The 24398-nt window shown below is 54.8% G+C and carries 23 protein-coding genes; 8 read left to right on the top strand and 15 right to left on the bottom strand.

Translation table 11 applies throughout. The features are described 5' to 3' along the window. Positions 1–51: 51 nt before the first annotated feature. Positions 52–807 (bottom strand): bifunctional demethylmenaquinone methyltransferase/2-methoxy-6-polyprenyl-1,4-benzoquinol methylase UbiE, encoded by a 756-nt coding sequence (gene ubiE / locus G506_RS0106590; RefSeq protein ID WP_028116166.1) that lies wholly within the window; start codon positions 805–807, stop codon positions 52–54. A gap of 177 nt (positions 808–984) precedes the next feature. Between ubiE and G506_RS0106585 the strand changes: the two genes are divergently transcribed. From G506_RS0106585 to G506_RS0106560, 5 genes are all read left to right on the top strand, one after another. After that, complete coding sequence (locus G506_RS0106585) at positions 985–2886, top strand: EAL domain-containing protein (RefSeq protein ID WP_169628079.1); 1902 nt, start codon at positions 985–987, stop codon at positions 2884–2886. 112 nt (positions 2887–2998) lie between these two features. Beyond that, a complete protein-coding gene (locus tag G506_RS0106575) occupies positions 2999–3523 on the top strand; it encodes a phosphatase PAP2 family protein (protein ID WP_028116164.1) in 525 nt (174 codons plus the stop codon). A gap of 1 nt (position 3524) precedes the next feature. Then, complete coding sequence (locus G506_RS0106570) at positions 3525–4571, top strand: MJ1255/VC2487 family glycosyltransferase (RefSeq protein ID WP_028116163.1); 1047 nt, start codon at positions 3525–3527, stop codon at positions 4569–4571. A gap of 119 nt (positions 4572–4690) precedes the next feature. Then, positions 4691–6157: a DUF2867 domain-containing protein gene (locus G506_RS0106565; protein ID WP_205619481.1), complete on the top strand. Its 1467-nt coding sequence runs from the start codon at positions 4691–4693 to the stop codon at positions 6155–6157. Between the two features lie 69 nt (positions 6158–6226). Then, the gene (locus G506_RS0106560) at positions 6227–6922 is read left to right on the top strand and encodes a rhomboid family intramembrane serine protease (RefSeq protein WP_028116161.1); all 696 of its coding nucleotides are present in this window, start codon (positions 6227–6229) and stop codon (positions 6920–6922) included. A 17-nt stretch (positions 6923–6939) separates the two neighbouring features. Here the strand turns inward: G506_RS0106560 and G506_RS0106555 are convergent, their stop codons facing one another. Both G506_RS0106555 and G506_RS21245 read right to left on the bottom strand, forming a co-directional pair. After that, complete coding sequence (locus G506_RS0106555) at positions 6940–7212, bottom strand: acyl-CoA-binding domain-containing protein (protein ID WP_028116160.1); 273 nt, start codon at positions 7210–7212, stop codon at positions 6940–6942. 96 nt (positions 7213–7308) lie between these two features. Beyond that, on the bottom strand, positions 7309–7848 hold the full coding sequence (locus G506_RS21245) for a prepilin-type N-terminal cleavage/methylation domain-containing protein (protein ID WP_035387093.1): 540 nt from the start codon (positions 7846–7848) through the stop codon (positions 7309–7311). 253 nt (positions 7849–8101) lie between these two features. Between G506_RS21245 and G506_RS19075 the strand changes: the two genes are divergently transcribed. After that, on the top strand, positions 8102–9640 hold the full coding sequence (locus G506_RS19075) for a diguanylate cyclase domain-containing protein (protein ID WP_051201959.1): 1539 nt from the start codon (positions 8102–8104) through the stop codon (positions 9638–9640). Between the two features lie 67 nt (positions 9641–9707). On the opposite strand, the gene G506_RS0106540 is transcribed toward G506_RS19075, so the two are convergent. The 5 genes from G506_RS0106540 to hslV all read right to left on the bottom strand — a co-directional run bounded on the left by G506_RS0106540 (position 9708) and on the right by hslV (position 13532). Then, entirely contained in the window at positions 9708–10253 is a 546-nt protein-coding gene (locus tag G506_RS0106540) for a NapC/NirT family cytochrome c (RefSeq protein WP_028116159.1), read from the bottom strand. Positions 10254–10362: 109 nt separating this feature from the next. Further along, positions 10363–10908: a NapC/NirT family cytochrome c gene (locus tag G506_RS0106535; protein ID WP_028116158.1), complete on the bottom strand. Its 546-nt coding sequence runs from the start codon at positions 10906–10908 to the stop codon at positions 10363–10365. Between the two features lie 334 nt (positions 10909–11242). Then, complete coding sequence (locus G506_RS0106530) at positions 11243–11644, bottom strand: gamma-butyrobetaine hydroxylase family protein (protein WP_035387092.1); 402 nt, start codon at positions 11642–11644, stop codon at positions 11243–11245. A gap of 17 nt (positions 11645–11661) precedes the next feature. Continuing rightward, positions 11662–12990: an HslU--HslV peptidase ATPase subunit gene (hslU, locus tag G506_RS0106525; protein ID WP_028116156.1), complete on the bottom strand. Its 1329-nt coding sequence runs from the start codon at positions 12988–12990 to the stop codon at positions 11662–11664. Beyond that, positions 12990–13532: an ATP-dependent protease subunit HslV gene (gene hslV / locus G506_RS0106520; RefSeq protein ID WP_028116155.1), complete on the bottom strand. Its 543-nt coding sequence runs from the start codon at positions 13530–13532 to the stop codon at positions 12990–12992. The genes hslU and hslV overlap by 1 nt, the downstream gene beginning before the upstream one ends. Positions 13533–13889: 357 nt before the next feature. Between hslV and phbB the strand changes: the two genes are divergently transcribed. Then, positions 13890–14630 (top strand): acetoacetyl-CoA reductase, encoded by a 741-nt coding sequence (phbB, locus tag G506_RS0106510; RefSeq protein WP_028116154.1) that lies wholly within the window; start codon positions 13890–13892, stop codon positions 14628–14630. 139 nt (positions 14631–14769) lie between these two features. Here phbB and G506_RS19070 read toward each other — a convergent pair whose 3' ends face one another. The 5 genes from G506_RS19070 to priA form a co-directional block, all read right to left on the bottom strand. Then, the gene (locus G506_RS19070; RefSeq protein WP_035387091.1) at positions 14770–15003 is read right to left on the bottom strand and encodes a hypothetical protein; all 234 of its coding nucleotides are present in this window, start codon (positions 15001–15003) and stop codon (positions 14770–14772) included. 255 nt (positions 15004–15258) lie between these two features. Beyond that, positions 15259–15867 carry a tRNA-uridine aminocarboxypropyltransferase gene (locus G506_RS0106500; RefSeq protein ID WP_051201958.1) on the bottom strand — a complete coding sequence of 203 codons (609 nt, stop codon included), beginning with the start codon at positions 15865–15867 and terminating at the stop codon, positions 15259–15261. A 55-nt stretch (positions 15868–15922) separates the two neighbouring features. Continuing rightward, complete coding sequence (locus G506_RS0106495; protein WP_028116152.1) at positions 15923–16489, bottom strand: SPOR domain-containing protein; 567 nt, start codon at positions 16487–16489, stop codon at positions 15923–15925. 3 nt (positions 16490–16492) lie between these two features. Continuing rightward, positions 16493–18241 (bottom strand): arginine--tRNA ligase, encoded by a 1749-nt coding sequence (argS, locus tag G506_RS0106490; protein WP_028116151.1) that lies wholly within the window; start codon positions 18239–18241, stop codon positions 16493–16495. 134 nt (positions 18242–18375) lie between these two features. Beyond that, on the bottom strand, positions 18376–20586 hold the full coding sequence (gene priA / locus G506_RS0106485; RefSeq protein ID WP_028116150.1) for a primosomal protein N': 2211 nt from the start codon (positions 20584–20586) through the stop codon (positions 18376–18378). Between the two features lie 221 nt (positions 20587–20807). Here priA and rpmE point away from each other — a divergent pair, with 221 nt between their 5' ends. Continuing rightward, positions 20808–21020, top strand: coding sequence for a 50S ribosomal protein L31 (gene rpmE / locus G506_RS0106480; protein ID WP_028116149.1), 213 nt, complete (start codon positions 20808–20810; stop codon positions 21018–21020). Between the two features lie 104 nt (positions 21021–21124). On the opposite strand, the gene G506_RS0106475 is transcribed toward rpmE, so the two are convergent. Both G506_RS0106475 and G506_RS0106470 read right to left on the bottom strand, forming a co-directional pair. Continuing rightward, positions 21125–22120 carry an OmpA family protein gene (locus G506_RS0106475; RefSeq protein ID WP_169628078.1) on the bottom strand — a complete coding sequence of 332 codons (996 nt, stop codon included), beginning with the start codon at positions 22118–22120 and terminating at the stop codon, positions 21125–21127. A gap of 270 nt (positions 22121–22390) precedes the next feature. Further along, positions 22391–24184 carry an aryl-sulfate sulfotransferase gene (locus G506_RS0106470; protein ID WP_028116147.1) on the bottom strand — a complete coding sequence of 598 codons (1794 nt, stop codon included), beginning with the start codon at positions 24182–24184 and terminating at the stop codon, positions 22391–22393. Positions 24185–24398: the final 214 nt, after the last annotated feature.

Genomic DNA, 24398 nt, shown 5'->3' with positions numbered 1-24398 from the left:
GTGCAAAAGCGAACGGGCTCTATCTGATATCAGCGAGCCCGTGGCGTTGATTTAGTACTTGTAACCGCGATGTAGCGCTACCACACCGTTGGTCATATTGACGTAATCCGCTTGGTCAAAACCGGCTTCCAACATCATCCCTTTGAGGGTTTCCTGATCCGGGTGCATGCGGATCGATTCCGACAGATAGCGGTACGAATCGGCGTCGCCAGCGATCATCGAGCCCATCCGCGGGATCACTTGGAAGCTGTAGAAGTCGTAAGCCTTTTGCATAACGGGGTTCAGTGGTTTAGAGAACTCCAGCACCAGCAGCTTGCCGCCTGGCTTTAAGATCCGTTGCATTGACCGCAGCGCTTTGGCTTTGTCGGTAACGTTACGCAGACCAAAGGCGATGGTGATCACGTCGAAGTAGTTGTCGGGAAACGGCAGTGCTTCGGCGTTGGCTTGAACGTAATTAACGTTGCCAACAATGCCGCGATCTTGCAGTTTGGCGCGGCCGACCTTGAGCATTGATTCGTTGATGTCGGCTAACACCACTTCGCCCTGTTCGCCCACTAAGCGGGAAAATTTGGCGGTCAGATCACCGGTGCCACCGGCCAAGTCCAAAATGCGCATGCCCGGACGAACCGCTGCGCATTCAATGGTGAAACGCTTCCAGTAACGGTGCACGCCGAAGGACATCACATCGTTCATCAGATCGTATTTGGACGCTACCGAGTGGAAAACGTCGGCCACCAAATCGGCCTTTTTGTCCGCCTCTACACTTTGGTAGCCAAAATGGGTTTTGTTATCGCCTTGGTCGGCCATGCTGGGGTGTTCCTGTGGTTACATCCGCAAAATTGGTCACAGTCTACACTCTTAAGGCAGGCAACCAAAACGGCCAAATAGCAAACCTTTGAGCTAACCCAATAATGTGCTTGCGACCGTGGTGTTACCGCTTGGCGAACTGCTATCACCATCGGTATCGGTGCCATGGAGGGCAGTTTGACCTTATTTAAGCTTCTGTTTTGGGGATTTCTGGCACTGATGGTGGTGCAAAGCAGTGTGCAACTGACCTTGAGCTTCAATGGCAGCCAACATCTTCTTAAAGCGCAGTTGCAGCAACAGGCACAGCAACGTGCGGCCTTGTTGTATCAAGCGCTTCAGCCAGCATTGCAAGCGCGCGACTATCAAGCCATCCAGGCTGAACTGCAGCGCCAAGTAGAGCAACAGCGATTTCACCACCTCGGCCTGCGCCTGCCGCAGCATCGGTTGGAAGCCACCGCGAGCGAGCCACGCCAATCATTGCCTCGCTGGTTTCAGCTGATGGTCGCTTTTGATTTTTCCAAGACCGAGCAGTCGTTCCCTCAAGCCACCTTGGTCTGGCAACCGAGCACGGATGCGGCAGCGGCGTTCCTGTGGCGGCAAACTCTGCAGTGGCTGCTGGCGCAATTTTTGCTGGTGGTGGCGGGCATGTTGCTGTGGTTGCTGTTGCTCAAAGGGGTGCTGCGGCCATTGCAGTTGGCTGAGCGACAAGCCAAAGGGTTACATCGTCATCGCTATCTGCGCCAGCGCCACGTCCCCTACATCCGCGAGGTTGCCTCATTGGTGCGAGCGATGAACCAGATGGTGGATAACAGTGAGGCGCAGTTTAAACAGCAGTTGGCGCGGTTAGAACGGTTACGTAAACGTACGTTGCATGATGAGGTGACCGGTTTAGGCAACCACCGCTTGTATCTGCAGCAACTCGAGCAGGCGCTTAATGATCGCGAATATCAAACTGGGGTGGTGCTGCGGTTGCACCTGACTGGGCTGGATCAGGTGGTACTGCGCGCCGGGGTAGGTGCCGAGCAGGGGCTATTGCAAAAAATCGCAGAGCAGTTGCAGCAGTGGGCGCTGCAACTGCCTTATGGCAAAGCGTATCGAGTGGCAACGGCCGAGTTTGCCCTGCTGTTTGCTGGGGTTACGTCGGCGGATGTGGCGGCGCTGGAGCAGCCGGTGCGGCAGCGATTAAGCGTGTTGTTGCGCCAAGCCGGTGGTCAGCGATTACTGCTGGCGGGCTGTGATTATCGGCATCAACAACCGCTGCAACAGTTGCAGCAGCGTCTGGAACAAGCGTTTTCCGAGGCGTTGGCATGCACCGGCGTCAGTGTGTTTCAGCTGCTGTCGCCAGCCAGTACTGCTGCCGAGTTGGCGTCTCAGCCGCAGCAGTTACAGCGAATTTTGGCGACCCCGCCTAAGTTGTTGTTGCAAGCGGCGCAGCGAAGCGATGGCAGCGTGCTACATCACGAGCTTTTGGCGCGCTTTAGTGATGGCCAGCGCTGGTTTAATCCAGCGCCGGTGCTGGCGCTGGTGATGCGCCAGCAGTGTCAGCAGCAGTTGGATCTGTGGGTGCTGGAACAGGTGCTGGCGCGGCAGTCGCAGTGGCCGTCGCGGCTCAGTTGCAACCTGACTGCCGAATCGGTGCTCGATCCATTGATGGCGGGTCGCTTGCAACGGTTGCTGGCGCCGCATTGGCGGCGACTGCAGTTGGAGATCCCAGAGCGGGCGTTGCAACTTGATCTGGATGGTTGTCAGCGTTTTATCGATAAGCTCAGCAGCCACGGGGCGCAACTGTGGTTGGATAACGTCACGCCAGTCAGCATGGCGCTGTTAAATCGCCATGGACTGGCTGGGATCAAGCTCGATCCGAGCTATACCAAGATGTTAATCCAGGCACACGACCACGATGACCTGCTGGAGTTGATGGTCGCCACAGCCCACAGCCGCGGCATGCAAGTGATAGCGCAGCAGGTTGAACAGCCGCAATTGGCTCAGCGCTTATGGCAACTTGGGGTTGATGGGGTGCAGGGGTTTGCGGTTGCGACCCCCGAGGCATTTGCTGATGGTGAATCCAGCCAAAGCTGAAACCGAGACCACCATGGCCGAGGATCACCAACTTGTCGCCGAGTTGTCACCGGATTGTCACTGCCGCTGGCCACGCTTGGTGCAGTAATCGCAACAAGCTGGAGGCCAACCAATGTGGCGACAATTGGACCATTGGGATCAGGCGCTGATGCGGCAACTGCAGCATTTACCGCAGCTTAACTGGTGGCGCACGGGGGCGCGTTGGTTGTCGCTCAGTGGCGATGGCGGCGGCTATCTGTTGTTGACGCTGCTGCTGGCGTTGCTCGGCGGCGACCACGGTCGGTTGTTTTTGCAGTTAGCGCTGATCGCCTTCGCGATTGAGTTGCCACTGTATTGGCTGCTGAAGAACACCTTGAAACGGGCGCGCCCCTGCCATGCGCTCAGCGATGTCGTGCTGCTGTTTAAACCGCACGATCAGTTCAGTCTACCTTCTGGCCACAGTGCCGCCGCCGTGCTTTTTGCCTCGTTACTAGGGTGGTACTGGCCGCCACTCATGCTACTGGCATTTGCATGGGCTGCTCTGGTGGCGTTATCCAGAGTGGTATTGGGAGTGCATTATCTTAGTGATGTGTTAGCGGGGGCGTTGCTGGGAATGTTGGCAGCGCAACTGAGCTTTTGGCTTATGGGGCAACATTAACATGCGGATCCTTTATGGGGTGCAGGGCACAGGCAACGGCCATCTAACTCGAGCGCGAGTGGTGGCTCCGGCGTTGGCGCGAGCGGGAATTGAGGTGGACTACCTGTTTTCCGGCCGCGATCGGCTGCAGCCGTTTGGTGATTTTCGCTGTTATCAAGGACTGACCTTCGCCACCAGCAATGGCCAGATCCAATTGGCGGCAACCGCGCTGAATAACAACCTGTGGCGCTGTTGGCGTGACATTCAACAACTTGACCTCAGCCGTTACGATCTGGTGTTGAACGACTTTGAGCCGATCAGCGCCTGGGCGGCTAGGCGACAGCAACTGACTTGCATCGGCATCAGCCATCAAAATGCGTTTTTGCAAGCGGTGCCGATAACCGGCGACAGTCCGCTGAACCAACTGATTTTGCGTTACTTTGCCCCAGCAACGGTGGCGCTTGGCTGCCATTGGCACCATTTTGGCTGTCAGTTGTTGCCGCCGTTTGTCGAACCGATAACGGCAGCGTCACGGTGCAGTGGTCGAGTGTTGGTGTATCTGCCATTTGAGCATGCCGATGCTATTGTGGCGCTACTGAATGCGCTGCCACAGCAGCGTTTCTCGGTGTTTCATGGCAGCCAACCTAATGTCGCGTGCGGCCCTCATGTGCAGTGGCATGGCTTCAGTCGAGATGGCTTCGCCGCAGAGCTGCGCGCTTGTGCCGGAGTGATCGCCTCGGCGGGTTTTGAACTGGCCTCAGAAGCGTTAGTGCTTGGTAAAAAATTGCTGCTTAAGCCGCTGCAAGGTCAGTTTGAGCAACTGTCTAACGCTTTGGCATTGGAACTGTTGGGAGTGGCGACGGTGATCAATCGTTTAGAGGTCACTGCCGTTAATACCTGGTTAGCTGCGCCAAGCATCGAGCCAATCGGTTATCCGCCGGTGGCAGATACTTTAGTGCGGTGGCTACTGGCTGGCGATTGGGGTGATATCGATGGCCTATGCCAACAAGCTTGGCAGCCGGCGAAACTGCCGGATTCATGGCAGCATAAATGGGCCACCGCCTATTAACCGCAAGTAGTTGCTAGCCTTGCGCAAAAACCGAAGTTACCGCACTGGTGCCGCAAATAAGTTCGCAACCGCCGCGGTTGTGCCCTAATGATCAAGTGATTGCGGTTGGCCGTAATCCTATGGTGGTGATCAGACAAGGGGACGGTATGGAGCGGGTGTTGATTCTTGGGTCCAGTGGTTTTGTTGGCAGTAACTTGGTGGCGCAGTTACAGCGCAACGGTCACCCCCTGCGCTTGGCCAGTCGTACGCCGGCCTTACTAAATCGCAGTGCATGGCAACAGCATCAACGGGTGCAGGCGGATCTGCTGGTGCCAAGCACCTTACCGGCAGCATTAGCGGACATCGATGTGGTCTATTGCCTTGTCCATGGGATGACCGAAGGCCGAGATTATCAACGGCGCGAGGCCGATGGCGCGCGTAATTTGGCGGCAGCGGCGGCAGATGCTGGGGTAAAACGGATTATCTACCTTGGTGCGGTGTGCCCCGATGGGGCGCAATCGACCCACCTAAGTAGTCGTACCGAAACCGGTGAAATCTTGCGTCAGGGGAGGGTGCCGGTGGTAGAGCTGCGGGCGCCGGTGATCATTGGCCCGGGATCAGCGGCGTTTGAGGTGATGCGAGATCTGGTAAGCAACCTGCCGCTGATGATCACCCCGCGCTGGGTGCGATCGAAAATGGCGCCGATAGCCTTGGACGATCTGCTGTTCTATCTGCAGCTGCTGGCGCAAACCGATGAGTGCGATGGCCAGATCTTAAATGCCTGCGGGCCCCAGGTTTTAAGCTACGAGCAGATGATGCAGCGTTTGGCTAACAAGCTCGGCAAGTCGATCAAAATCATCCAAGTACCGCTGCTCAGTCCCGATCTTTCCAGCCACTGGTTGCGATTTATCACCTCCGTGCCCGATGGCATAGCCAAAGCGTTGATCGGTGGGTTGAAGCAGGATTTGCTGGTGGACGATCTGCCGCTAAGGCAGCGTTTTCCGAAACGGCTATTGAGTTTTGATGAAGCGATAAGCGTGGCGTTAACGCAGGAACAGGGCAATTTATTGGCGCAAGATCCCAGCCTTAGCGCTCTGTTAAAACGGCGCTGGCAGCCTAACTTTGCTTTTTACCCCAAGACCGAACAGGCGACCGTGTTGATCGACGCAACACCACAGCAGGTGTGGCAACAGCTGTGTCAGATCGGCGCCAAACCGCGTTACTTTGCGCTTGACCCTCTGTGGCGGATCCGCGAACTGATGGATGCGATGATCGGTGGCGAAGGACGCAATTACTACCGTCGTGATCCATTCCATCTGCAACTGGGTGATCGCATCGATTCGTGGCGAGTGGCCGAGTGCGATGAGCCGACCAAGTTAACCCTGCATTTTGGTATGAAGGCGCCGGGGATGGGCGGGCTAACCTTTACTCTGCGGCCACAACAGCAGCAAACCGAGCTGACGGTGAAATGCTGGTGGCATCCGGCTGGCGCGCCAGGATTGCTGTACTGGTGGGCGATGTTGCCCGCCCATGCGGTGATCTTTCAAATGATGGGCGACAAGATCCGACGGCTGTCTGAGGACAGCGCGGTGGTGTCGGTTACTTGAAATTGTGCAACCCACCCCAAGGTCTAATTAACCAGTTTGTTTATGTCGCAACCGACGATGGAGCAGCTTATGGACCGGATCAGCAATGCCCTATTGCCGCTGAAGCAGGGGCTGCAATTGAGCGCGATGGTGGTGTGCTTGCTGTGGCTGATCTGGTTGTTGGACTGGAGTTTTGACTGGTCGCTGTATCAATATGGTATCTACCCACGACAAACCTTTGGGTTGGTCGGCATTGTTGTTGCTCCCTTGATTCATGGCTCAGCCGAACACTTGGCGGCCAACAGCACCGGGGTGTTGGTGCTTGGTAGCGCGCTCTATTTCGGTTATCCACACAGCCGTGGCAGGGTGTTATTGCTGGTGTGGCTGGCGGCGGGGATTGGGGTATGGCTGGCCGGTCGTCCCAGCTATCACTTTGGCGCCAGCGGGTTGACCCATGGGGTGTTTTTCTTTTTGCTGATTAGCAGTTTGCTGCGCCGGGATCTGCGTTCTATCGGCTTGATGATGGTGGCCTTTTTGCTGTTCGGCGGCATGGTTTATGGGGTGCTACCGCAAGATCCTGGGATCTCGTTTGAATCGCACCTATTCGGTGCGGTCGGCGGGGTATTAGCGGCGCTGTGGTTTGCTCGTCGCGATCCGCAACCGACGCGCAAACGCTACCGCTATGAGCAAGATGACAGTGATCCCACTGACGGTCTATGGCAACAGTTGCCAGAATCGGAAGAGGCGCAGCGGCAATATCGCCACTCCCGCCGCGAGCGACTGTAACTTTGATGAGCCGATAGTCAGTGGCGAATATGCTGGTGCTGTAGTTTCTCCACCAGTTCAATGTAAAGCCGCATCGCCTGTTCGGTGGTCATGCCTTTTAAGTCGTGCCAAGCGCCATACTTGGCAAAGGCGACCGCATCCCACGGCGCCGGTACCGGTTTGTTGCAATCTCCGATTAACGCCTGTTGGTGTAAGCCGTACAGACGCAGCTTGCTGGCGCTATCGAGTGTTTTCGGTAGCTGGGTTACGGCGTGTTTTGCGTGTTGAAATTGTTGTTGTAAGCGTTCCATCGGCGACACTCAGGCAAAATGTTAGACCTTTTATTTACCTGAGTGTGGGCGCGAATGGCTTGCTGTAGATCAAACTCGCTCGTTGTCGCTGGGCGATCAACTCTTGTATTCGACTTCTGAGATCTGTGATTGACCAGTCTGATGGTCGTAGGTCAGTTGCAGGGTCAATGGGCGCTTACCAATGAAGTAGCGACTGATGTAGATGCAGGTGTTGTCGCTGTAAGTCATACCGATGTCGGAATCGATGCCAACGACTGGATTGTTGCTGTCTACCCCTTCGATGGTTAATTCGCTGTCGATTAGGCCATGCCAAAGACTCAAACAACCATCCCAGCGCTTATTGTCGGCGTAGCTGACATCAACCCCAAATGGCCACCCGTTATTGGTCGAGCTGACATTGCCTGCACCAAAATTGGGAAGTGCATCGATGGCACCGCTGTGACCCGCTGCAATCCAGCCGGCGTGGTACAACTTAGTGGCGGCAATAAAGGCGGCAAATTCGCTGCGGAGCTCCGCTTCAACGGCGTCGTCTTGCAGGTCGAGATAGCGTGGCAATGCTACCGCTGCCAAGATCGCTAAGATAATAATAACCACGATCAATTCCACTAGGGTAAAGCCGCTGTGGCGATATTTCATAACAACCTCGTATCGATTAATTGGCCGCATTTTAGCATTCGTCCGTGGCGGAGTGACTGACTTTTATCAAGGGTATTTAAATCGCGTCCAGCAAATAGACTATTGTTATTGGTTTCTCAGGGTGTTAGCGATAAGGATATCGACATTGCCTGCAGAACAATCAATAACACGGCAATCGTGGCTATTGCCAAACACCGCTATGGCGGGAATTGCCACTATTTGGCTTGTCGGAGTCGCGGTTTCCGGGTCGGTGATGTGGTTACTGCAACAGGGTCAGCAGCGAAGTTTACAGCAGCAATTTGAGTTGGATATTCGTGAACGGGCACTGGCGTTGCATCGTGACATCAGCCTTAATCTAGAAGGGCTGCATGCGCTATCGGTGTTGTTTGCCCAAGGTCAGCCCAGCTTTGCTGACTTCAACCGCGAGGCGGAGAAAATCTTAACCCGTCATCCAGATATCCATGCGTTGGAGTGGATCCCCAAGATCACTGCTGAACAGCGGCAAACTTGGCAGCAGCACAATCGTCAGCACTACCCGGATTTTCAAATCACCCAACGCCAAAGCCAGGGGCGGATGGTGGTGGCAGCGGAGCGCGCGGTTCACTTTCCTGTGGCCTATGTGGTGCCGCTGCAAGGCAATGAAGCCGCACTGGGGTTTGATTTGGCGTCGAACCAAACACGGATGCAAACCCTGCAGCAATCGCAAGATACTGGCCAGCCGCTGGCCAGTGCCAGCATTAACCTAGTTCAAGCCCAAGGTCAGCAACAGGGGATCTTAGCGTTTCTGCCTATCTATCGCGGTAACCCACGCACCGTCAGTGCTCGCCGTCAGCAGCTATTGGGATTTGTGTTGGCGGTCTATCGCATCGGTGACATCGTTGCCCGTTCGGCGCTGTATCGAGACAGTGCCCATCTGCAATTGACCCTGACTGACGTCAGTGACAGTGGCCACAGCCAACAGATTTTTGCTGCACCATTAGCGCACGCGCAGCAGCTAAGCGAATCGTTAAGCTATCAATTGCAGTTGCCGGATATTTGGGGGCGGCGCTGGCAATTGCAGGCGGTCGCTGCTGATGGTTACTGGCGTGAGCAAGTCTCGATGTTGCCGATGTTGATGCTGCTTGGCGGCACTTCGATGGCGACGATTTTCTGTCTGTATTGTCTATTGTTGTTGCGTCGTTCGACGCGGGTGTATAAGAAATTACAGCGCAAAACCGCAGAGTTGAATGCGGCCAACTGTCGCTTGTCGGAACTGGCGAAAACCGATCCGTTGACGGGGGTGGCCAATCGGCGGGCGTTTAACGAAGCGTTAAAGCAGGTATGGCAACGCTGCCATCGGCATGGCGGTCAGGTCGCGCTATTGATGATCGATGTCGATTATTTTAAGGCTTACAACGATCGTCATGGCCATATTGCTGGTGATCGTTGTTTGCAACAGGTGGCCAGTTGTTTGGCGCAGCAATGCCGGCGCAGCAACGATCTGTTGGCGCGCTATGGCGGTGAGGAGTTTGCGATGGTGCTGCCCGATACCGATAAGCCACTGCAATTAGCGCAGCATTGCTTGCAGGCGGTGAGTGATCTTAATTTGCACCATGGCGGTTTGCCGGAGGTCGAGCGGATCACCATCAGTATCGGTATTGCCAATTTGCAGCCGCGCCAATGTGCCGGGATGGCGGATCTGATCCATCAAGCGGACCGCGCCTTGTATAAAGCCAAGCAGCAAGGGCGTAATCGGGTAGTGGAAAGCGACTACAGCAATGGCCAAGTGGTGCCGTTAGTTCAGGTGGAATGAAGCCATTAAAAAACCCAGCATCGGATTGCGATAGCTGGGTTTGTGAGTCGGTTAAGCGGCTAGCCGATTAACGTGGGTATGGGTGCGCTACGCCTTTGTGACAGTCAACACAGGTCTTGCGATCTTCGGCTGCCTTTTCAAAGTTACGGGTGTGCATGCGCTTGGCCATCTTGCTCATCGCTTCTGGCTGGTTCTCGTACACGTTGGTGTGACAAGTACGGCAGCTGATGGAGTCGTTAGAGCGGAAGTATTTCAGTGCCAGATCCGCTTGTTGCTTACGGTTTTCATCCAGCCATTCTTGGGTGTTGAAACCGTCGATGGTCAGGTAGCCGATGATATCCTTAGATACGATGATTTTGCGCACAAGGTAGTCGATCTGACCTGGTGGCAAGTGACAGTCCTGACATTGTACGGTGATACCCATGGCGTTGTTGCCGTGAGCCGATGCCATCACTTCATCTTTCAGTGAGTGATTAGAGTGGCAAGTCATACAGAAGGCATCAGAGCTGGTGGCGTGCAGCACGTTCTGGGTGCCCCAGAAGCCCAAAGCGCCGATTACCAGACCAGCGGCAACCAGGCCCATGCCTGGTTTAATAAGATTACGTAAAGACATTGGTGTTCTTCTTTTGAGTCACGGTGTGTGCCAAGACGCACCGCGTTAATAAACTACAACGCAAAAACCTCAACCGAAGTTGAGGTTTTTCGCTATCGACGGCGATCGATTAACGTGGGTATGGGTGCGCCACACCTTTGTGACAGTCGATACAGGTCTTACGATCTTCCGGCGCTTTTTCGAAGTTCTTAGCGTGCATACGCTTCGCCATCTTCTTCATCGCTTCTGGCTGGTTCTCGTAGATGTTGGTGTGACAGCTCTGGCATGACGCAGAGTCGATGCTGCGAATGTAATCGCGAGCCAGCTCGGCTTGCTCTTTACGATTCTCTTCCAGCCACTCTTGGGTCTCAAAACCGTCGATGGTCAGGTAGCCGATAACGTCTTTGGATACGATGATCTTCTTAACCAAGTAGTCGATCTGGCCTGGTGGCAAGTGACAGTCTTGACACTGAGCTACGATGCCCATGGCGTTGTTGCCGTGAGCGGACGCCATCACTTCATCTTTCAGAGAGTGCTGCGCGTGACAGGTCATACAGAATGCGTCAGAGCTGGTGGCGTGCAGGATGTTCTGGGTGCCCCAGAAGCCCAAAGCGCCGATCACCAGACCAACCGCAACCAGGCCCATGCCTGGCTTGATCAGGTTACGTAAAGACATTGTTGTCCCCTACAATTCGCAAATGTCGATATTCATCATGTGGATGTCGTCACCTGCGGCTACCTCACAGTCACAAGCGACACTGTCATCCAGTGGCCAATAGGGTAGGTAGCGGGAAAAACTTGGTCAATCAGTGATAAGTGTGAATGGGATCAAGCTCTAGTTCTGGCTCGGGAAAGTGTGAGATTCCCCAGTAATCAATCTATCGCTTTGTTTTTTCAAAAACCGTGTTAACTATCACTTTATGGGTATTATTCCAAAAGTGATATGTGATTTTAGCCATAAATATCAGTCACTAATTGAAAAGGGCACCTTGGATGGTGCCCTCTGTTGATCAGGATCGAGGTTCGCTGGCGTCGTGGAACTGTACCGCGATGTCGATCAGTGGTTCACGACTGGCTTTGGCGGCCTTGATGCGACTCAGGTAGTTGTCCCAGTGAGTCGCTTGGTTGCGCCCCAGTTCATGCAGGTAATCCCAGCTGTAGATGCCGGTGTTGTGGCCATCGTCAAAGTGCAGTTTTACCGCGTAGTTGCCAACCGGTTCGATCTTGTCGATGTTGACCAGCCGCTTGTTGGTCACTAACACCGGATTGCCATGGCCGTGAACCTCGGCCGATGGTGAGCACACCCGCAGCAGTTCGCTGCTCAACACAAAGTGGTTGTTGTTGGCGAAAGTCACTTCCAACAACCGGGATTGGCGTTTCAGTTTGAGTGCGGTGACGTTCGGTGCGCCCATGGTCGTTTCCTTAGTGATTACAGAATAAAGCGAGCCAGATCTTCGTCTTCTACCAGCGCATCGAGGTGGCCGTTAACGTAATCGGCGTCGATGGTGATCGCTTGACCGCTGCGATCGGAAGCTTCGAAAGAGATCTCCTCCATCAGGCGCTCCATCACGGTGTGCAGACGACGGGCGCCGATGTTTTCGGTGCGCTCGTTGACCTGCCACGCCGCTTCGGCGATGCGCTTGATGCCATCTTCGGTAAAGTTGATGGTGACCCCTTCGGTGGCCATCAGGGCGATCTGCTGTTCGGTCAAACTGTGGTTCGGCTCGGTCAGAATCCGGGTAAAGTCTTCGGCGGACAGCGCGTTTAGCTCAACGCGGATCGGTAGACGACCTTGCAGTTCTGGGATCAGATCCGATGGCTTGGCCAGCTGGAATGCCCCAGAGGCGATAAACAGAATGTGATCGGTTTTAACCATGCCGTGTTTGGTGGTGACGGTACAACCTTCCACCAGTGGCAGCAGGTCGCGCTGCACCCCTTCACGGGATACGTCTGGGCCGGAGGTGTCGCCGCGCTTACAGATCTTGTCGATCTCATCAAGGAATACGATGCCGTTTTGTTCAACCGCGTCGATCGCTTTTTGTTTGAGCTCTTCTGGGTTTACCAGTTTGGCCGCTTCCTCTTCGATCAGCGCTTTGAAGGCGTCTTTCACCTTCATCTTTTTGCGCTCTTTTTGCTGACCGCCCAAGTTTTGGAACAGGCTCTGCAACTGGCTGGTCATCTCTTCCATGCCCGGTGGGGTCATGATCTCAACGCCCATTTGCGCTTGCGACAGATCGATGTCGATCTCTTTGTCGTCCAGCTGGCCTTCACGCAGTTTCTTGCGAAATACCTGACGGGTGGAGTTGTTGTTGCTGGATTCTTCGTTGCCCCACTGATCTTTTGGCTTTGGCAGCAGCGCGTCAAGGATACGCTCTTCGGCGGCCTCTTCGGCGCGGAACTTGTTTCGTTCCACTTCCAGCTCGCGGATCATTTTGATCGCCGAATCGGTCAGATCGCGGATGATCTGCTCCACCTCTTTGCCGACGTAGCCCACTTCGGTGAATTTGGTCGCTTCCACTTTGATAAACGGCGCTTGCGCCAGTTTCGCTAGGCGACGGGCGATCTCGGTTTTACCTACGCCGGTTGGGCCGATCATCAGGATGTTCTTTGGGGTCACTTCTTGGCGCATCTCCGCCGGCAGCTGCATCCGGCGCCAGCGGTTACGCAGGGCAATTGCTACTGCTTTTTTGGCACCAGACTGGCCAATGATGTGACTGTCTAGCTCTGAAACAATTTCCCGTGGGGTCATGGCGGTCATCAGTTGGACTCCTTCGCTTTGGTGGCCAACTCTTCGATGGTTTGGCTGTGGTTGGTAAAGACGCAGATATCACCGGCGATGGTCAGTGCTTGCTCAGCGATGGCGCGGGCGTCCATATCGGTGTTTTTCAATAGCGCCAGTGCGGCGGCTTGGGCGTAGTTACCGCCAGAGCCGATGGCGACCAGATCGTGTTCTGGTTCAACCACATCGCCATTGCCGCTGATCACCAAGCTGGTTTCAGCGTCAGCGACGATCAACATCGCTTCTAACTTTTGCAAGCTGCGCTCGGTACGCCACGCTTTGGCCAGTTCGACCGCGGCGCGGGTTAGATGACCTTGGTGGGCGTTCAGTTTCGCTTCTAATAATTCAAACAGGGTGAAGGCGTCGGCGGTGGCACCGGCAAAGCCAGCAATCACTTTGCCACCGGCCAGTAGGCGCACTTTGCGGGCATTGCCCTTCATTACGGTGTTGCCCAGCGAAACTTGACCGTCGCCAGCGACAACCACTTTGTCGCCACGGCGAACAGATACGATGGTGGTCATGAATAAACCCTTAATTTGCGTTGGCGGCAGGGGCTGCCACCTGTTGTTAAGGGTAGATGTGGGGGAGGAGTTCGCACGCTTCAAGCCCTTGATGCGGTTATTTGCATGCGCCACTGGTTTTATTGACGACGGTAGGAACAGTTACGCTGCAAAGTTGCCCAATCAACTGCCAATTTGGTGCATTGTTTGGTCTCGGTGCCAACCCTGTTGGTATTGCGGTTGTCGGTTATCGCGCCATTACTAAAAAATACTGGCGAAAAAAGTTGTCGTAGCGCATTCATTTAAGTGTCATCCCGATTTGCAATTGTGCCGTCGTTGCGGCGCAACACGCAGCGACAACAACTAAGGAGAACTTTCATGGAACGAAATGTAGCGTTGGTAACCGGCGGTTTAGGTGGTATTGGCTTAGTTATCAGTAAGGTGCTGTCTGAGAACGGATTTCATGTGGTGGCAGGTTGCCGCCCAAATAGCGCTAACGCCGACAAGTATCAAGGCGAATTGGCTATGACCCACCCAAACATCACTGTGCTGCCGTTTAATGTTGGTGATTATCATGAATGTCAGCGGGTGGTGCTGGATATTGAAGAGAGCCACGGGCCAATCAAGGTGTTGGTTAACAACGCTGGGATCACCAAAGATGGCCAATTGAAGAAGATGACCGAAGATCAGTGGCAGGACGTGCTCAGCACCAACCTCGACAGTGTGTTTAATCTAACTCGCGCAGCCCTAGGGCCAATGCTGGAGCGCCAATACGGTCGAATCATCAGCATCTCATCCATCAATGGTGAAAAGGGTCAGTTTGGTCAGTGCAACTATGCCGCGGCCAAAGCGGGGATGTACGGCTTTACTAAGTCACTGGCACAGGAAGTGGCGGCTAAAGGCATCACCGTTAATACCATCTCGCCAGGGTATATCGAAACCGACATGATCCGCGCCATCAAGCCGGAGATCCAAGAGGCGATCAAATCGCAGATCCCAGTCAAGCGCTTTGGCCAACCGGAGGAGATTGCCCGTTGCGTGCAGTTCCTTGCCGATGAACAGGCGGGTTACATCACCGGCTCGAACTTGTCCGTCAACGGTGGTCAGCACATGGCTTAAGCGTCGACAAGACCTAGTTATCAGTGGTCAGTTATTAGTCATTAGTAAGAGCTAGAGCTAGAGCTAGAGCTAGAGCTAGAGCCAGAGGTTGTGGTTGGCGGTCGCTTGGGAACACTCTGCCAACTCATGCGGCTCCAGCTTAGCTATCTAAGATAGGGTGACACTGCTGATAGGGTTTGAAGTGCAGCGGTTGTTGCTCGGTAAGAGGGCGGTTGGTTGCTGATTTTAGATCGCCGCTGCACTCTAAGCACAACTGCCACAATACCTGTTTACTTTGCGGATCTAAGGCCTGCAGTTGGGCGACACAAAGCTGGCCATCGGCCATCAATCGCTGCAGCAGTTGTTGATCCACGCTGATGTTTACCTTGGCCATCAAACTTCCCCGCCATTAACTTAGATGATATTAGTTATCATTAAGATTAATGGCGTTTGCTGAGAAAATCCAGAACCACCAAAGCTGTTATCATCGGGTAGCTCTTAGGTGTCAGGTATGAGTTGTTAGTTATTAGTAAGAGCCTGAGCTTGCGGTTGCCGGCAATTGAGAAATAACCTGCCCAACTACCAACTACCAACTACCAACTACCAACTACCAACTACCAACTACCAACTACCAACTACCAACTACCAACTACCCACGGCTTTTACCATATCGGGCTTGTACCTCGGCGGGCATATGCGCCAACTGGCTTTGTTTGATGGCGTCAAAGGCTTGATACAGTGGTGCGGTGTTGCACTGTTCCAGTTGCTCTAGGGCGTATGCAGTGGCTTCAAGGGTCGATAGGCTATCGTCGCGACTGGCTTTGCGAATTTGATAATCACCGCTGGGCGGATTGGCAAATCCCAAGCGGGGTAGGTTGCTGATCCACGGATGTAGGTGCAGCAGTTTTAGAGTTTTGCGCCAGGTGCCATCCAGCACCAGTAACTGGCCAATGGCAAAGGATTGGTCGGTTTGTTCAACCATGATGGCGTTATCATCGGGGTAGAGCAGATAGACCGGTTGTGGCCCCTGTTGCAGTTGCAGTTTTAACTCAGCGAGTTCCTCAACGGTTTCACCCACCCACAGTGTTCCCTGCGACAGCGATAAACACAGCGCGCGGGCGGTGCCTTTGGCATTGTTCAGTTCAAACGGGTGCATCAAGACTTGCACTAAGGTTTGATGCTGGGTTGGCTGGATGGCGCTGCACAAGCACACCTTTTGTGGGCGATTACAGCGTTGGCAAATTGGGCGTTTCGACATTATGGTCATGCAAATACAAAAAAGGACCGGCGAACCGATCCTTTTGTAAGTGGTGTTAGTTCCAGTTCCACATCTGGCAGGTGTTGATCCCTGCCCGCTGCAGTTTGTGGCGGGCGGCTTCACCGTGGCGACGACTGTCCAACGGACCAACCACCACGCGATACCAAACCCCATTGCTGCCTTCGGTGCGACGCACTTGCGACTCCATTCCGGCAAAGGCGATAGTGGCCTTCATGGTTTCCGCCTGTGCTTGAGTGCGGAATGAACCGCACTGCAACTGTTGCGGGACCACGTCATTGCGCTCTTGCACTTCGACCTCAACGGTCTTGTTAGGCAACTCTTTTTCGTAAACCCAAGTGTTGCTTGGCGGTGCTTCTGGCAACGGTTTCTGCGGCTTAGGCTCTGGTTTTGGTTGTGGCTGCTCGACAACGGGGGCCGCTGGTGCGGCTTGCTCGCTGGCTCCTTGAATGCTTAACAGCACATAACCAAACAGACAGATCAGTACCACCACCAACAGGAAGGGAACGATCGGCAGTTTTTTAGCCGGGGCAGCTTGGCCCCGGCGGACGGGCGCTTTGCGACCACGACCAGAACTCCGTTTTCCGGCGTGTTCTCGAGCCATAACTTACATCCGTTCCAGTACGTCGATACCCAGCAGGCTTAGGCCCACTTTCAGGGTGTTGGCGGTGGCCTGACACAGACGCAGACGGCTGTCTTTGGCTTCCTCAGATACGCCCTCTTTGTTGATCGGGCAGGCTTCGTAGAAGCTCATAAAGGCGCCAGCCAGTTCATACAGGTAGGTACACATCAGGTGTGGCATGCCTTTGTTCGCTACGCCGTGTACCGCATCGTTCAGTTGCACCAGTTTTTGCGCTAGCGCTTCCTCTTTGTCATGCTCCAGCACGATGTTACCGGTCAGTTCGCTGCCAACCACACCGGCTTTGCGGAAGATCGACTGAATGCGGCTGTAGGCGTACAGCATGTATGGCGCGGTGTTGCCTTCGAAGGTCAACATGTTGTCCCAATCGAACACGTAGTCGGTGGTGCGGTTCTTGGACAGATCCGAGTACTTCACCGATGCCATCGCCACAGTGGTAGCGATGCGGTCAAGCTCTTCGCCTTGCAGATCAGGGTTCTTATCGCCGATCAGTTTCAGTGCACGCTGATGCGCTTCCTCAAGCAGATCCGCCAGTTTCACGGTACCGCCAGAGCGAGTCTTGAATGGCTTACCGTCTTTGCCCAGCATCATGCCGAAGGCGCAGTGTTCGGTGGTGGTGGTGTCGGTGATGTAACCGGCTTTGCGAGCGATCAGCCAGGCTTGCTGCAGGTGCTGCGCTTGGCGAGAATCGATAAAGTACAGAATACGCTCGGCACCGAAAGTGGCCGCACGGTACTTAGCCGCAGCGATGTCGGTGGTGGTATATAGGAAACCGCCGTCACGCTTACGGATGATCACCCCCATTGGGTTGCCATCTTTGCCTTTGAATTCGTCCAAGAACACCACGGTGGCGCCGTCGTCTTCAACCGCTAGACCCTGTTCGGTCAGATCGGCGACCACTTCTGGCAGCAGTGGGTTGTAAAGTGACTCGCCCATCACGTCCGCTTCGGTCAGTGACACGTTCAGGCGGTCGTAGATCGCCTGGTTTTGCGCCATGGTGATATCGACCAGTTTCTTCCACATGGTCAGACAGTAGTCGTCACCACCTTGCAGTTTCACTACGTAGTTACGGGCACGTTCGGCAAAGGCCTCATCTTCGTCGTAGCACTTTTTGGCTTCGCGGTAGAACGCTTCCAGATCCGACAGATCCATATCGGCGGCGCTGTCGTTTTCCATCTTCTCTAGGTAAGCGATCAGCATCCCGAACTGGGTGCCCCAGTCGCCGATGTGGTTGGCACGAACCACCTTGTGACCCAAAAACTCTAAGGTGCGGGTTACCGCATCGCCGATTACGGTAGAGCGGATGTGGTGCACCGCCATCTCTTTAGCCACGTTCGGCGCGGAGTAGTCGGTAACGATGGTTTGCTGTTGCTGGTCTTGCGGGATGTTGGCGCGCTCGCTGGCGGCGATCGCTTCAATTTGCTTCGCCAGCCAGTCGCTGTTGAGGAAGAAATTGATGAAACCTGGGCCAGCGATCTCCGCTTTGGCAACCAGTTCTGAGGCTGGCAGGTTGTCGATCAGCAGTTGCGCCAGTTCACGTGGATTTTTGCCCGCAGGCTTGGCCAGCATCATTGCCAAGTTGGTGGCCAGATCGCCGTGGCTTTTGTCGCGGGTACGATCAACCTGAACGCGTGGCTCCAGCTCTGCTGGGATCACCGCTTGCTCTTTCAAGCGGCTGACGGTTTGCTCAAGTAATTGTTGAATATGATCTTTCATCATTATTTCCCGCGAAAAGCACAAAATAGGGGGAGTGGATGACCGCCAGATAATTCTGCTCAGCCAAACTTCGAACCCCCTATTTTAACGGCGATAAGTGACAAAAACTATACGTTTACACAGGGGGATGCTGGCTAGAGCAAGTCCTGTGGATCCCGCTCTAACTGCCAGCGGCATTTTTTGCTGGTTTCAAGGGTATGCAGTTGTTCGAGCCACGGTTCCACCAGTTGTTGCAGTGCTGGCCTACTGGGTGCAAGTAGCAGCGCTTGAAAGCGAAAACGACCGGATTTGCGCTCCAGCGGCGATGGCATCGGTCCAATCATCTGTACCTGCAGTTGTAACTGCTCCTTAAGACCATTCAGTAGCCCTTTGGCCTGCACTAAAAAGCCTTTGGCTTGTTCCGGGTAGTTGGACTCAGCGCGCAGCACCGCTAACTGCCAATAGGGCGGCAACTGCGCTTGTTGGCGCTCGGTTAGAGCATCTTCGGCAAAACCGGGGTAGCCGGAGGCCATCAGCTGGTGCAGCAGCGGATGTTCCGGTTGATGGGTTTGCAGCATCACCTCGCCCGCTTTGCTGGCACGGCCAGCGCGGCCGGCCACCTGAATGTACAACTGGGCTAAGCGTTCAGCAGCACGAAAATCGGCGGAGAACAGCGCCGAGTCGACATCAATCAAACCGACAAAGGTGACGTCGGGGAAGTGGTGACCTTTGGCCAGCATCTGGGTGCCGACCAAGATCTGCACTTCGCCGCGACGGATCTGTTCGAGCTTGGCATCAAGACTGCCTTTACGGCTGGTGCTGTCGCGATCGATCCGTACCGCTTTATATTCCGGGAATAAGCGCTCTAACGCTTGCTCTAGCTGTTCGGTGCCGACACCGCGGGTGAACAATTGAGTTGAGCCACAATCGGGGCACTGGCGCGGAATGCCACGCATCGAGCCACAATGATGGCACTGCACCATGTTGGCGGACTGATGGACGGTGTAAAAGGCGTCGCAGCTTTGGCATTCATGCAGGTGGCCGCATTCGTGGCACAGCAGCGCGGGGGCAAAGCCGCGCCGATTAAGAAACAGCATCACCTGATTGCCGGCATCAAGGTGATGCCGCAGCCGCTCGATCATCGCCGGCGACATCCCGGCATCCAGATGGGCGGTGCGAATGTCTTGCAGCAGCTGTTTAACTGGACGGCCTAAACCGGCGCGTTTACTCAGTTGCAGGTGGCGGTAGCGACCACGCTGGACGTTAGCAAGGGTTTCCAGCGAGGGGGTGGCACTGCCAAGAATGATTGGAATGTTGTGTAGCTGCGCCCGCATCACCGCCAAGTCACGGCCGTGATAGCGAAAGCCCTCCTGCTGCTTAAAGCTGGAGTCGTGCTCCTCATCGATGATGATCATCCCCAGTGTTGGCATTTCACTAAACAGCGCTGAACGGGTGCCAAGCACCACTGCGGCACCACCGGCGCGGGCTTGTTGCCATGCAGCCAAGCGCTGGTTGTCGTTGACGGCGCTGTGCAGTACCACCATCGGTAGCGGAAAGCGTTTTTGGAAACGGCTGATGGTTTGTGGGGTTAAGCCAATTTCCGGCACCAGCACCAACACGCTTTTGCCTTGGCGCAGCACTTTGTCGATCACCGTTAGGTAGACCTCGGTCTTACCGGAGCCGGTAACCCCATCCAGTAGGAAACAGTTAAAGCCCTCGGCGTGGTTGATGGCGCTCACCGCGATCGCTTGCTCTTTATTGAGGGTCGGAATGTCGTCGTCGGTGTGCCAATCCAGCGGCCAGTCGTTGGCCAGCAGCGGCTGTTGCTCAAGCGATTCAATCAAGCCCTTTTGCTGCAGCGCTTTGATCGGTGTGCGCGGCAGTTCCAGCCCGGCGATATCGCTGTCGGCTAACAATGGCGTACGTTTTAGTTGAGCCAGCCAGCGGGCTTGCTGTTTGGCACGTTTAAAGTCGTTGGCATCGACTTGCTGCCCCGCCTCAGTTAAGCGCCAGAAGGTTTGTGGTTCTGGCTCGGCGGAATCGCCCTTGCGCAGTTTGACCGGTAGCAGTTGCGGTAGCACCATGCCCAGCGGCGCGAAATAGTAGCGGGCGGCGGTATTGGCCAGCTTCCACAGCAGTGGGCTAAACAGCGGTTGGGCGTCGAGTTGCGCGATTACCGGTTTGAGTTTATCTGCAGTTACGTCACTGTGGTCGCTGATGTTTACCACGATGCCCACTTGCTGTTTTTGACCAAACGGCACCAGCACTCGACAGCCTGGTTGCGGCAGTGGCTCGCCTGCGATAGGCAGATAGGAAAATAGCCGCGACAGCGGCACCGGCAGGGCAACCTGAATAAACACAAACAATACCGTAGGCAGGAGAATTGCAGCTATCCTAGCATGAGCTTTGCTGGTGGTTTGTGCAGCCGATTCTCTACTGGCGGCTAACGCGCAGAAAATCGCCAGCGATGATTGCTCTGAACCGGGCTTTACTATAGAATCCTGCGCCCTGAACCTATTTGTAAACCATACGTGTGGTGTCCGGCTTTGAATCGGATAGCGACACGGCCTTTGATTGAGGTTTTTCCATGAAAAACGGTATCCACCCAGAATACGTTGCTATCACTGCTAACTGCTCTTGCGGCAACGTTATCAACACCCGTTCTACCGTAGCTAAAGATCTGCACCTGGACGTATGTTCCGAGTGTCACCCTTTCTACACCGGTAAGCAGAAGCAAACTTCTACCGGCGGTCGCGTAGAGAAGTTCAAGTCTCGTTTTGGCGCTCTGAAGTCCAAGTAATTGGTCTTTGTCGAAATGACGAAAAAGGCACCCTAGGGTGCCTTTTTTAATGCCTTGAGATCAGGAAGCGCGAACAGCGTTACCATCTAGAAGCTAGAAGCGCGTTACTCCATCTCGAACAGATTAACGGTTACTCGGCGCTCGTTGCGGCTGCGCTGGGCGGTTGCGCCTTGCTCGCCGGTGGACTCGATCACCACCCGATCGGCGCTTATACCGTGTTGGATCAGCAGCTCTTGTTGCACTGCACGAGCCCGCTTCTCACCCAAAATTCGATTGTATTCGGGGTTGCCAGAGGCATCGGTATGACCCACCAATTCGGCGCGTACTTGCGGGTAGGCGTTCATGTAGCGGCCAATATCGGTCAATTTCTGTAGCTCGGCACCGCTGACCTCTGCCGAGTTGGTATCAAAGTACAGCACCGTTGACGGGGCGACCTCGACTACTTGCTCTACCACTTGTTCGACGATGATCACCTCTTCGATAACCGGCTCTGGTTCAGGGGCGATGACCGGTGCTGGAGCTCGGCCGAAGTGGTAGCTGAAGTTAAGCCCCCAGTAGTGGGTGCTGGTGCGGTTAAATTGGGCGTCATTGGTTTCCATTTCGCGGAAATGGCGCCAGCGGAAACCGACCTCAAACGCTTGGTTAATAGCGTAGTTAAAACCGGCGCCGATGTAGGGCTGAAAGCCGTTATCGTTATCGCTGTCGCTGCCACTCACTCGCTGAAGTTTGATGTCGGCATCGTAATAATTGACCCCTAATTCGGCGGCCAGCGAAAATTCATCGTTTAATGGCAGCAACCCAACCAGCCCCAAACGCGCCCCTTTGGCTTGGTGGCTTCGCGTTTGGTTGAGAGTGTCGCGCCAATCGGTTTCACCGAGATCGAAATAACCCAGCTCTACGCCAACGACATCGTTAAAACGGTAGCCGCCGAAAATATCGAAGGCGAAATCTTCATCATCACAGTCACCGTTGTCGGGGCAGACCCCCTGCCAATCACTCATTCCCAGACCGAAACCGAGATACCAAGGCTGATGGTCATCGGCGACCGCTGGTACAGACAGTGCTGTCAGCAGCGACAATGCGACAATAGAACGTTTCATCATACATCTCCTTATCTATGACTTTGGCGGTAGCGCCCCGTCAACAAACCGCACTGAGCGTAATCAATGGCGATCGCACCAAGTGTAGTGTGATTGCCCTAATTTGCTCAGCGGCATTACTGATAACGAAAAAATAACAGATGGTTAGTTGCCGTCTTTGCGTTGGGATAAGGAAAGCGCAGTAAACAATCGGCGGTGGTTGGTTTTGACTTATTTCGCTACTAATTGCAAAGAGGACGCTGGGCGTCCTCTTTTTGGGGGTTGCGGAAACTACTTCATCATCTCCGCCACGTTAATCACCTGCGCTCGATAACCGGTGGCAAACAACTGATGGCTGTCGATGTTGATCCGGACCGCTGGCTGCTGCTCGCCGTAGCGGTGCTCGGTCAGAATCGATTTCACCTTACCGGTGGTCTCGTCCATCTTGAGGTTGCCGTAGCCGCCGCCAATGCCAAATAGGCCGGCAGACGCGAAGTAGCTGAGCATCGAGTCTTTATCGGCTTGGTACTTGGTGATCGAGGTCACCGGCGAGTAACCGGCGTACTGCAACTCATCCTTACCGTAAGCCCAGATCTGCTGCACCGTCATCGCCTGTTCATCGATCTTATATTCCACCGAACGAGAATACTTCTCTTGGGCAAAGAATGGCTGGGTTAGGTTACGGCCGTCGCCGTTATCAAATACTGTCCAGGTGCCTTTCTCATCGACCTTATAGGCGGTGTGCGAAGTCCAGCTGTATTCGAAATCGGGATCGTTACAGTCGCCTTTAACGGTACAGCTAATCTCAGTGCCATCGGCCGTGATCGGCTGCAGCAACTTGGCTTGGAATTCTGGCTTCCAACCGGCGGCCGCCGAGAGGATCCACTTCACTTGCTTGTCACGACCAATCTTGATCACCGCCGATTGGTGACGGGAAGAGATGATGATCGAATCATCCACCGGATCGTAATCGATCGAGTTGATGTGAGCCCAGTTGCGACCCGGCTCAACCCCATGAATGTCCCCCATTGGCGCATTGGCTAGGTCTTCGGCGGTGGTCTGATGGCCGGCTTTCTTGGCGTCGATGTTCAGACAAACGGCGCCGGCATCCAGCGACAGCAATGCCGCGTCGCGCATTGGATCAAGGATCTGATTAAGATCCCAGTAATCCACCAACTGACCGTTCATATCCACTTCGATGATCTGATCGCGCACGGTGTTAACCATGCGGCCATCCGGCAGACGGTAGTTCTTACGGGCAGCGCGGATCATGACGTTGCCGTTTTCCACCTGGATCCCTTCATGGGAAGCATCGATAAAGTCCCCCGGCAGGCTGTGGTTGGCGATCATCCGTCCCATCAGGGTCATGTGTTTCCAGCCTTGGCCCTGCACCCACACCATATTGCCCTTGTCGGTGACGTTCATGCCCATGGCGTAACCGGCGTCTTCATAGGACTTGGAGTCATGGGTGGTATACGGGTTTAGGGTCCAACGAATGTCACCGGCGGTGTCGATGATCATAAATCCCGGCACGCCATCCCAAGAGAACGCGCCGTGGGCGCCGGGATTGTTGTGGGTCAATTGCCCCACTTTGCCGTCGTTCTTGGTCCAACTGATGAAATACAGCCGGTCTTTAAAGTCCTCATCCACCTGTACCGGTTCGATGATCGGTGCATGGGCCCACTGGTTTTCGGCGTAGCCCAGATCCACCTGTGGCGTCAGCATTTGGTAGTCGTGGCTTTTCTGTTCGCCGTTTTCACTCCAGCGGACGGTGAAGGTGTTCATGTAGTTAGGGTAGAGGCCGAAGATCGGCACGCCGCCCTCATCCATTACTCGGATATCACTGACTGGATAGCTGATCGGAACGCCGCCCTCTTTGGCGTGCACGGTCACGCTGACGTCGCTGATCTGATGGCCATCAAGGGTCACCAGCGCGGTCAGTGGCGCGTTTTCGTGGGGGTTATGCACCAAGTAACCCAGTGGGGCGCCTGGGGCTGGCATCGGCTTCATGCCAATCAATGACATGGCGTTCACGGAAAAGCTGCTGGCCAACAGAGCCAGCGCCACGGCGCTTGGGCGTAACATCGAGAGTTCCTTGGAAAATGAATGGGGTTTAGCTGATTGACCGTGATGGTGGCAATTGGTGCCGGTAACGGCCAGTTGCCGTTGTCAAAATGGGATCTGGCCCGCTAAAACAACCGCGCCTGTCGGGGAACGACAGGCGCGGTGAGTGGGGAAGTAGCTAGGGCGTGTTGACCCTTGCTATATATTTTTGCGCCCATTTGGGCTGTGTCGAGCA

The sequence above is a fragment of the Ferrimonas senticii DSM 18821 genome, from assembly GCF_000422665.1.
Lineage (GTDB): Bacteria > Pseudomonadota > Gammaproteobacteria > Enterobacterales > Shewanellaceae > Ferrimonas > Ferrimonas senticii.
This window is presented reverse-complemented; position numbering and strand designations above follow the sequence as displayed.

Bases quoted from the DNA above. Each gene is read 5' to 3' on its own strand.
- G506_RS21245 (WP_035387093.1), bottom strand. From the start codon at position 7,848: ATGAAATATCGCCACAGCGGCTTTACCCTAGTGGAATTGATCGTGGTT.
- G506_RS0106535 (WP_028116158.1), bottom strand. From the start codon at position 10,908: ATGTCTTTACGTAACCTGATCAAGCCAGGCATGGGCCTGGTTGCGGTT.
- G506_RS0106565 (WP_205619481.1), top strand. From the start codon at position 4,691: ATGGTGGTGATCAGACAAGGGGACGGTATGGAGCGGGTGTTGATTCTT.
- rpmE (WP_028116149.1), top strand. From the start codon at position 20,808: ATGAAAAACGGTATCCACCCAGAATACGTTGCTATCACTGCTAACTGC.
- G506_RS19070 (WP_035387091.1), bottom strand. From the start codon at position 15,003: ATGGCCAAGGTAAACATCAGCGTGGATCAACAACTGCTGCAGCGATTG.
- G506_RS0106495 (WP_028116152.1), bottom strand. From the start codon at position 16,489: ATGGCTCGAGAACACGCCGGAAAACGGAGTTCTGGTCGTGGTCGCAAA.
- G506_RS0106555 (WP_028116160.1), bottom strand. From the start codon at position 7,212: ATGGAACGCTTACAACAACAATTTCAACACGCAAAACACGCCGTAACC.
- G506_RS0106470 (WP_028116147.1), bottom strand. From the start codon at position 24,184: ATGTTACGCCCAAGCGCCGTGGCGCTGGCTCTGTTGGCCAGCAGCTTT.
- argS (WP_028116151.1), bottom strand. From the start codon at position 18,241: ATGAAAGATCATATTCAACAATTACTTGAGCAAACCGTCAGCCGCTTG.
- G506_RS0106570 (WP_028116163.1), top strand. From the start codon at position 3,525: ATGCGGATCCTTTATGGGGTGCAGGGCACAGGCAACGGCCATCTAACT.
- hslU (WP_028116156.1), bottom strand. From the start codon at position 12,990: ATGACCGCCATGACCCCACGGGAAATTGTTTCAGAGCTAGACAGTCAC.
- G506_RS0106540 (WP_028116159.1), bottom strand. From the start codon at position 10,253: ATGTCTTTACGTAATCTTATTAAACCAGGCATGGGCCTGGTTGCCGCT.
- hslV (WP_028116155.1), bottom strand. From the start codon at position 13,532: ATGACCACCATCGTATCTGTTCGCCGTGGCGACAAAGTGGTTGTCGCT.
- G506_RS0106500 (WP_051201958.1), bottom strand. From the start codon at position 15,867: ATGTCGAAACGCCCAATTTGCCAACGCTGTAATCGCCCACAAAAGGTG.
- phbB (WP_028116154.1), top strand. From the start codon at position 13,890: ATGGAACGAAATGTAGCGTTGGTAACCGGCGGTTTAGGTGGTATTGGC.
- G506_RS0106475 (WP_169628078.1), bottom strand. From the start codon at position 22,120: ATGAAACGTTCTATTGTCGCATTGTCGCTGCTGACAGCACTGTCTGTA.
- ubiE (WP_028116166.1), bottom strand. From the start codon at position 807: ATGGCCGACCAAGGCGATAACAAAACCCATTTTGGCTACCAAAGTGTA.
- G506_RS0106560 (WP_028116161.1), top strand. From the start codon at position 6,227: ATGGACCGGATCAGCAATGCCCTATTGCCGCTGAAGCAGGGGCTGCAA.
- G506_RS0106530 (WP_035387092.1), bottom strand. From the start codon at position 11,644: ATGGGCGCACCGAACGTCACCGCACTCAAACTGAAACGCCAATCCCGG.
- G506_RS19075 (WP_051201959.1), top strand. From the start codon at position 8,102: ATGTGGTTACTGCAACAGGGTCAGCAGCGAAGTTTACAGCAGCAATTT.
- G506_RS0106575 (WP_028116164.1), top strand. From the start codon at position 2,999: ATGTGGCGACAATTGGACCATTGGGATCAGGCGCTGATGCGGCAACTG.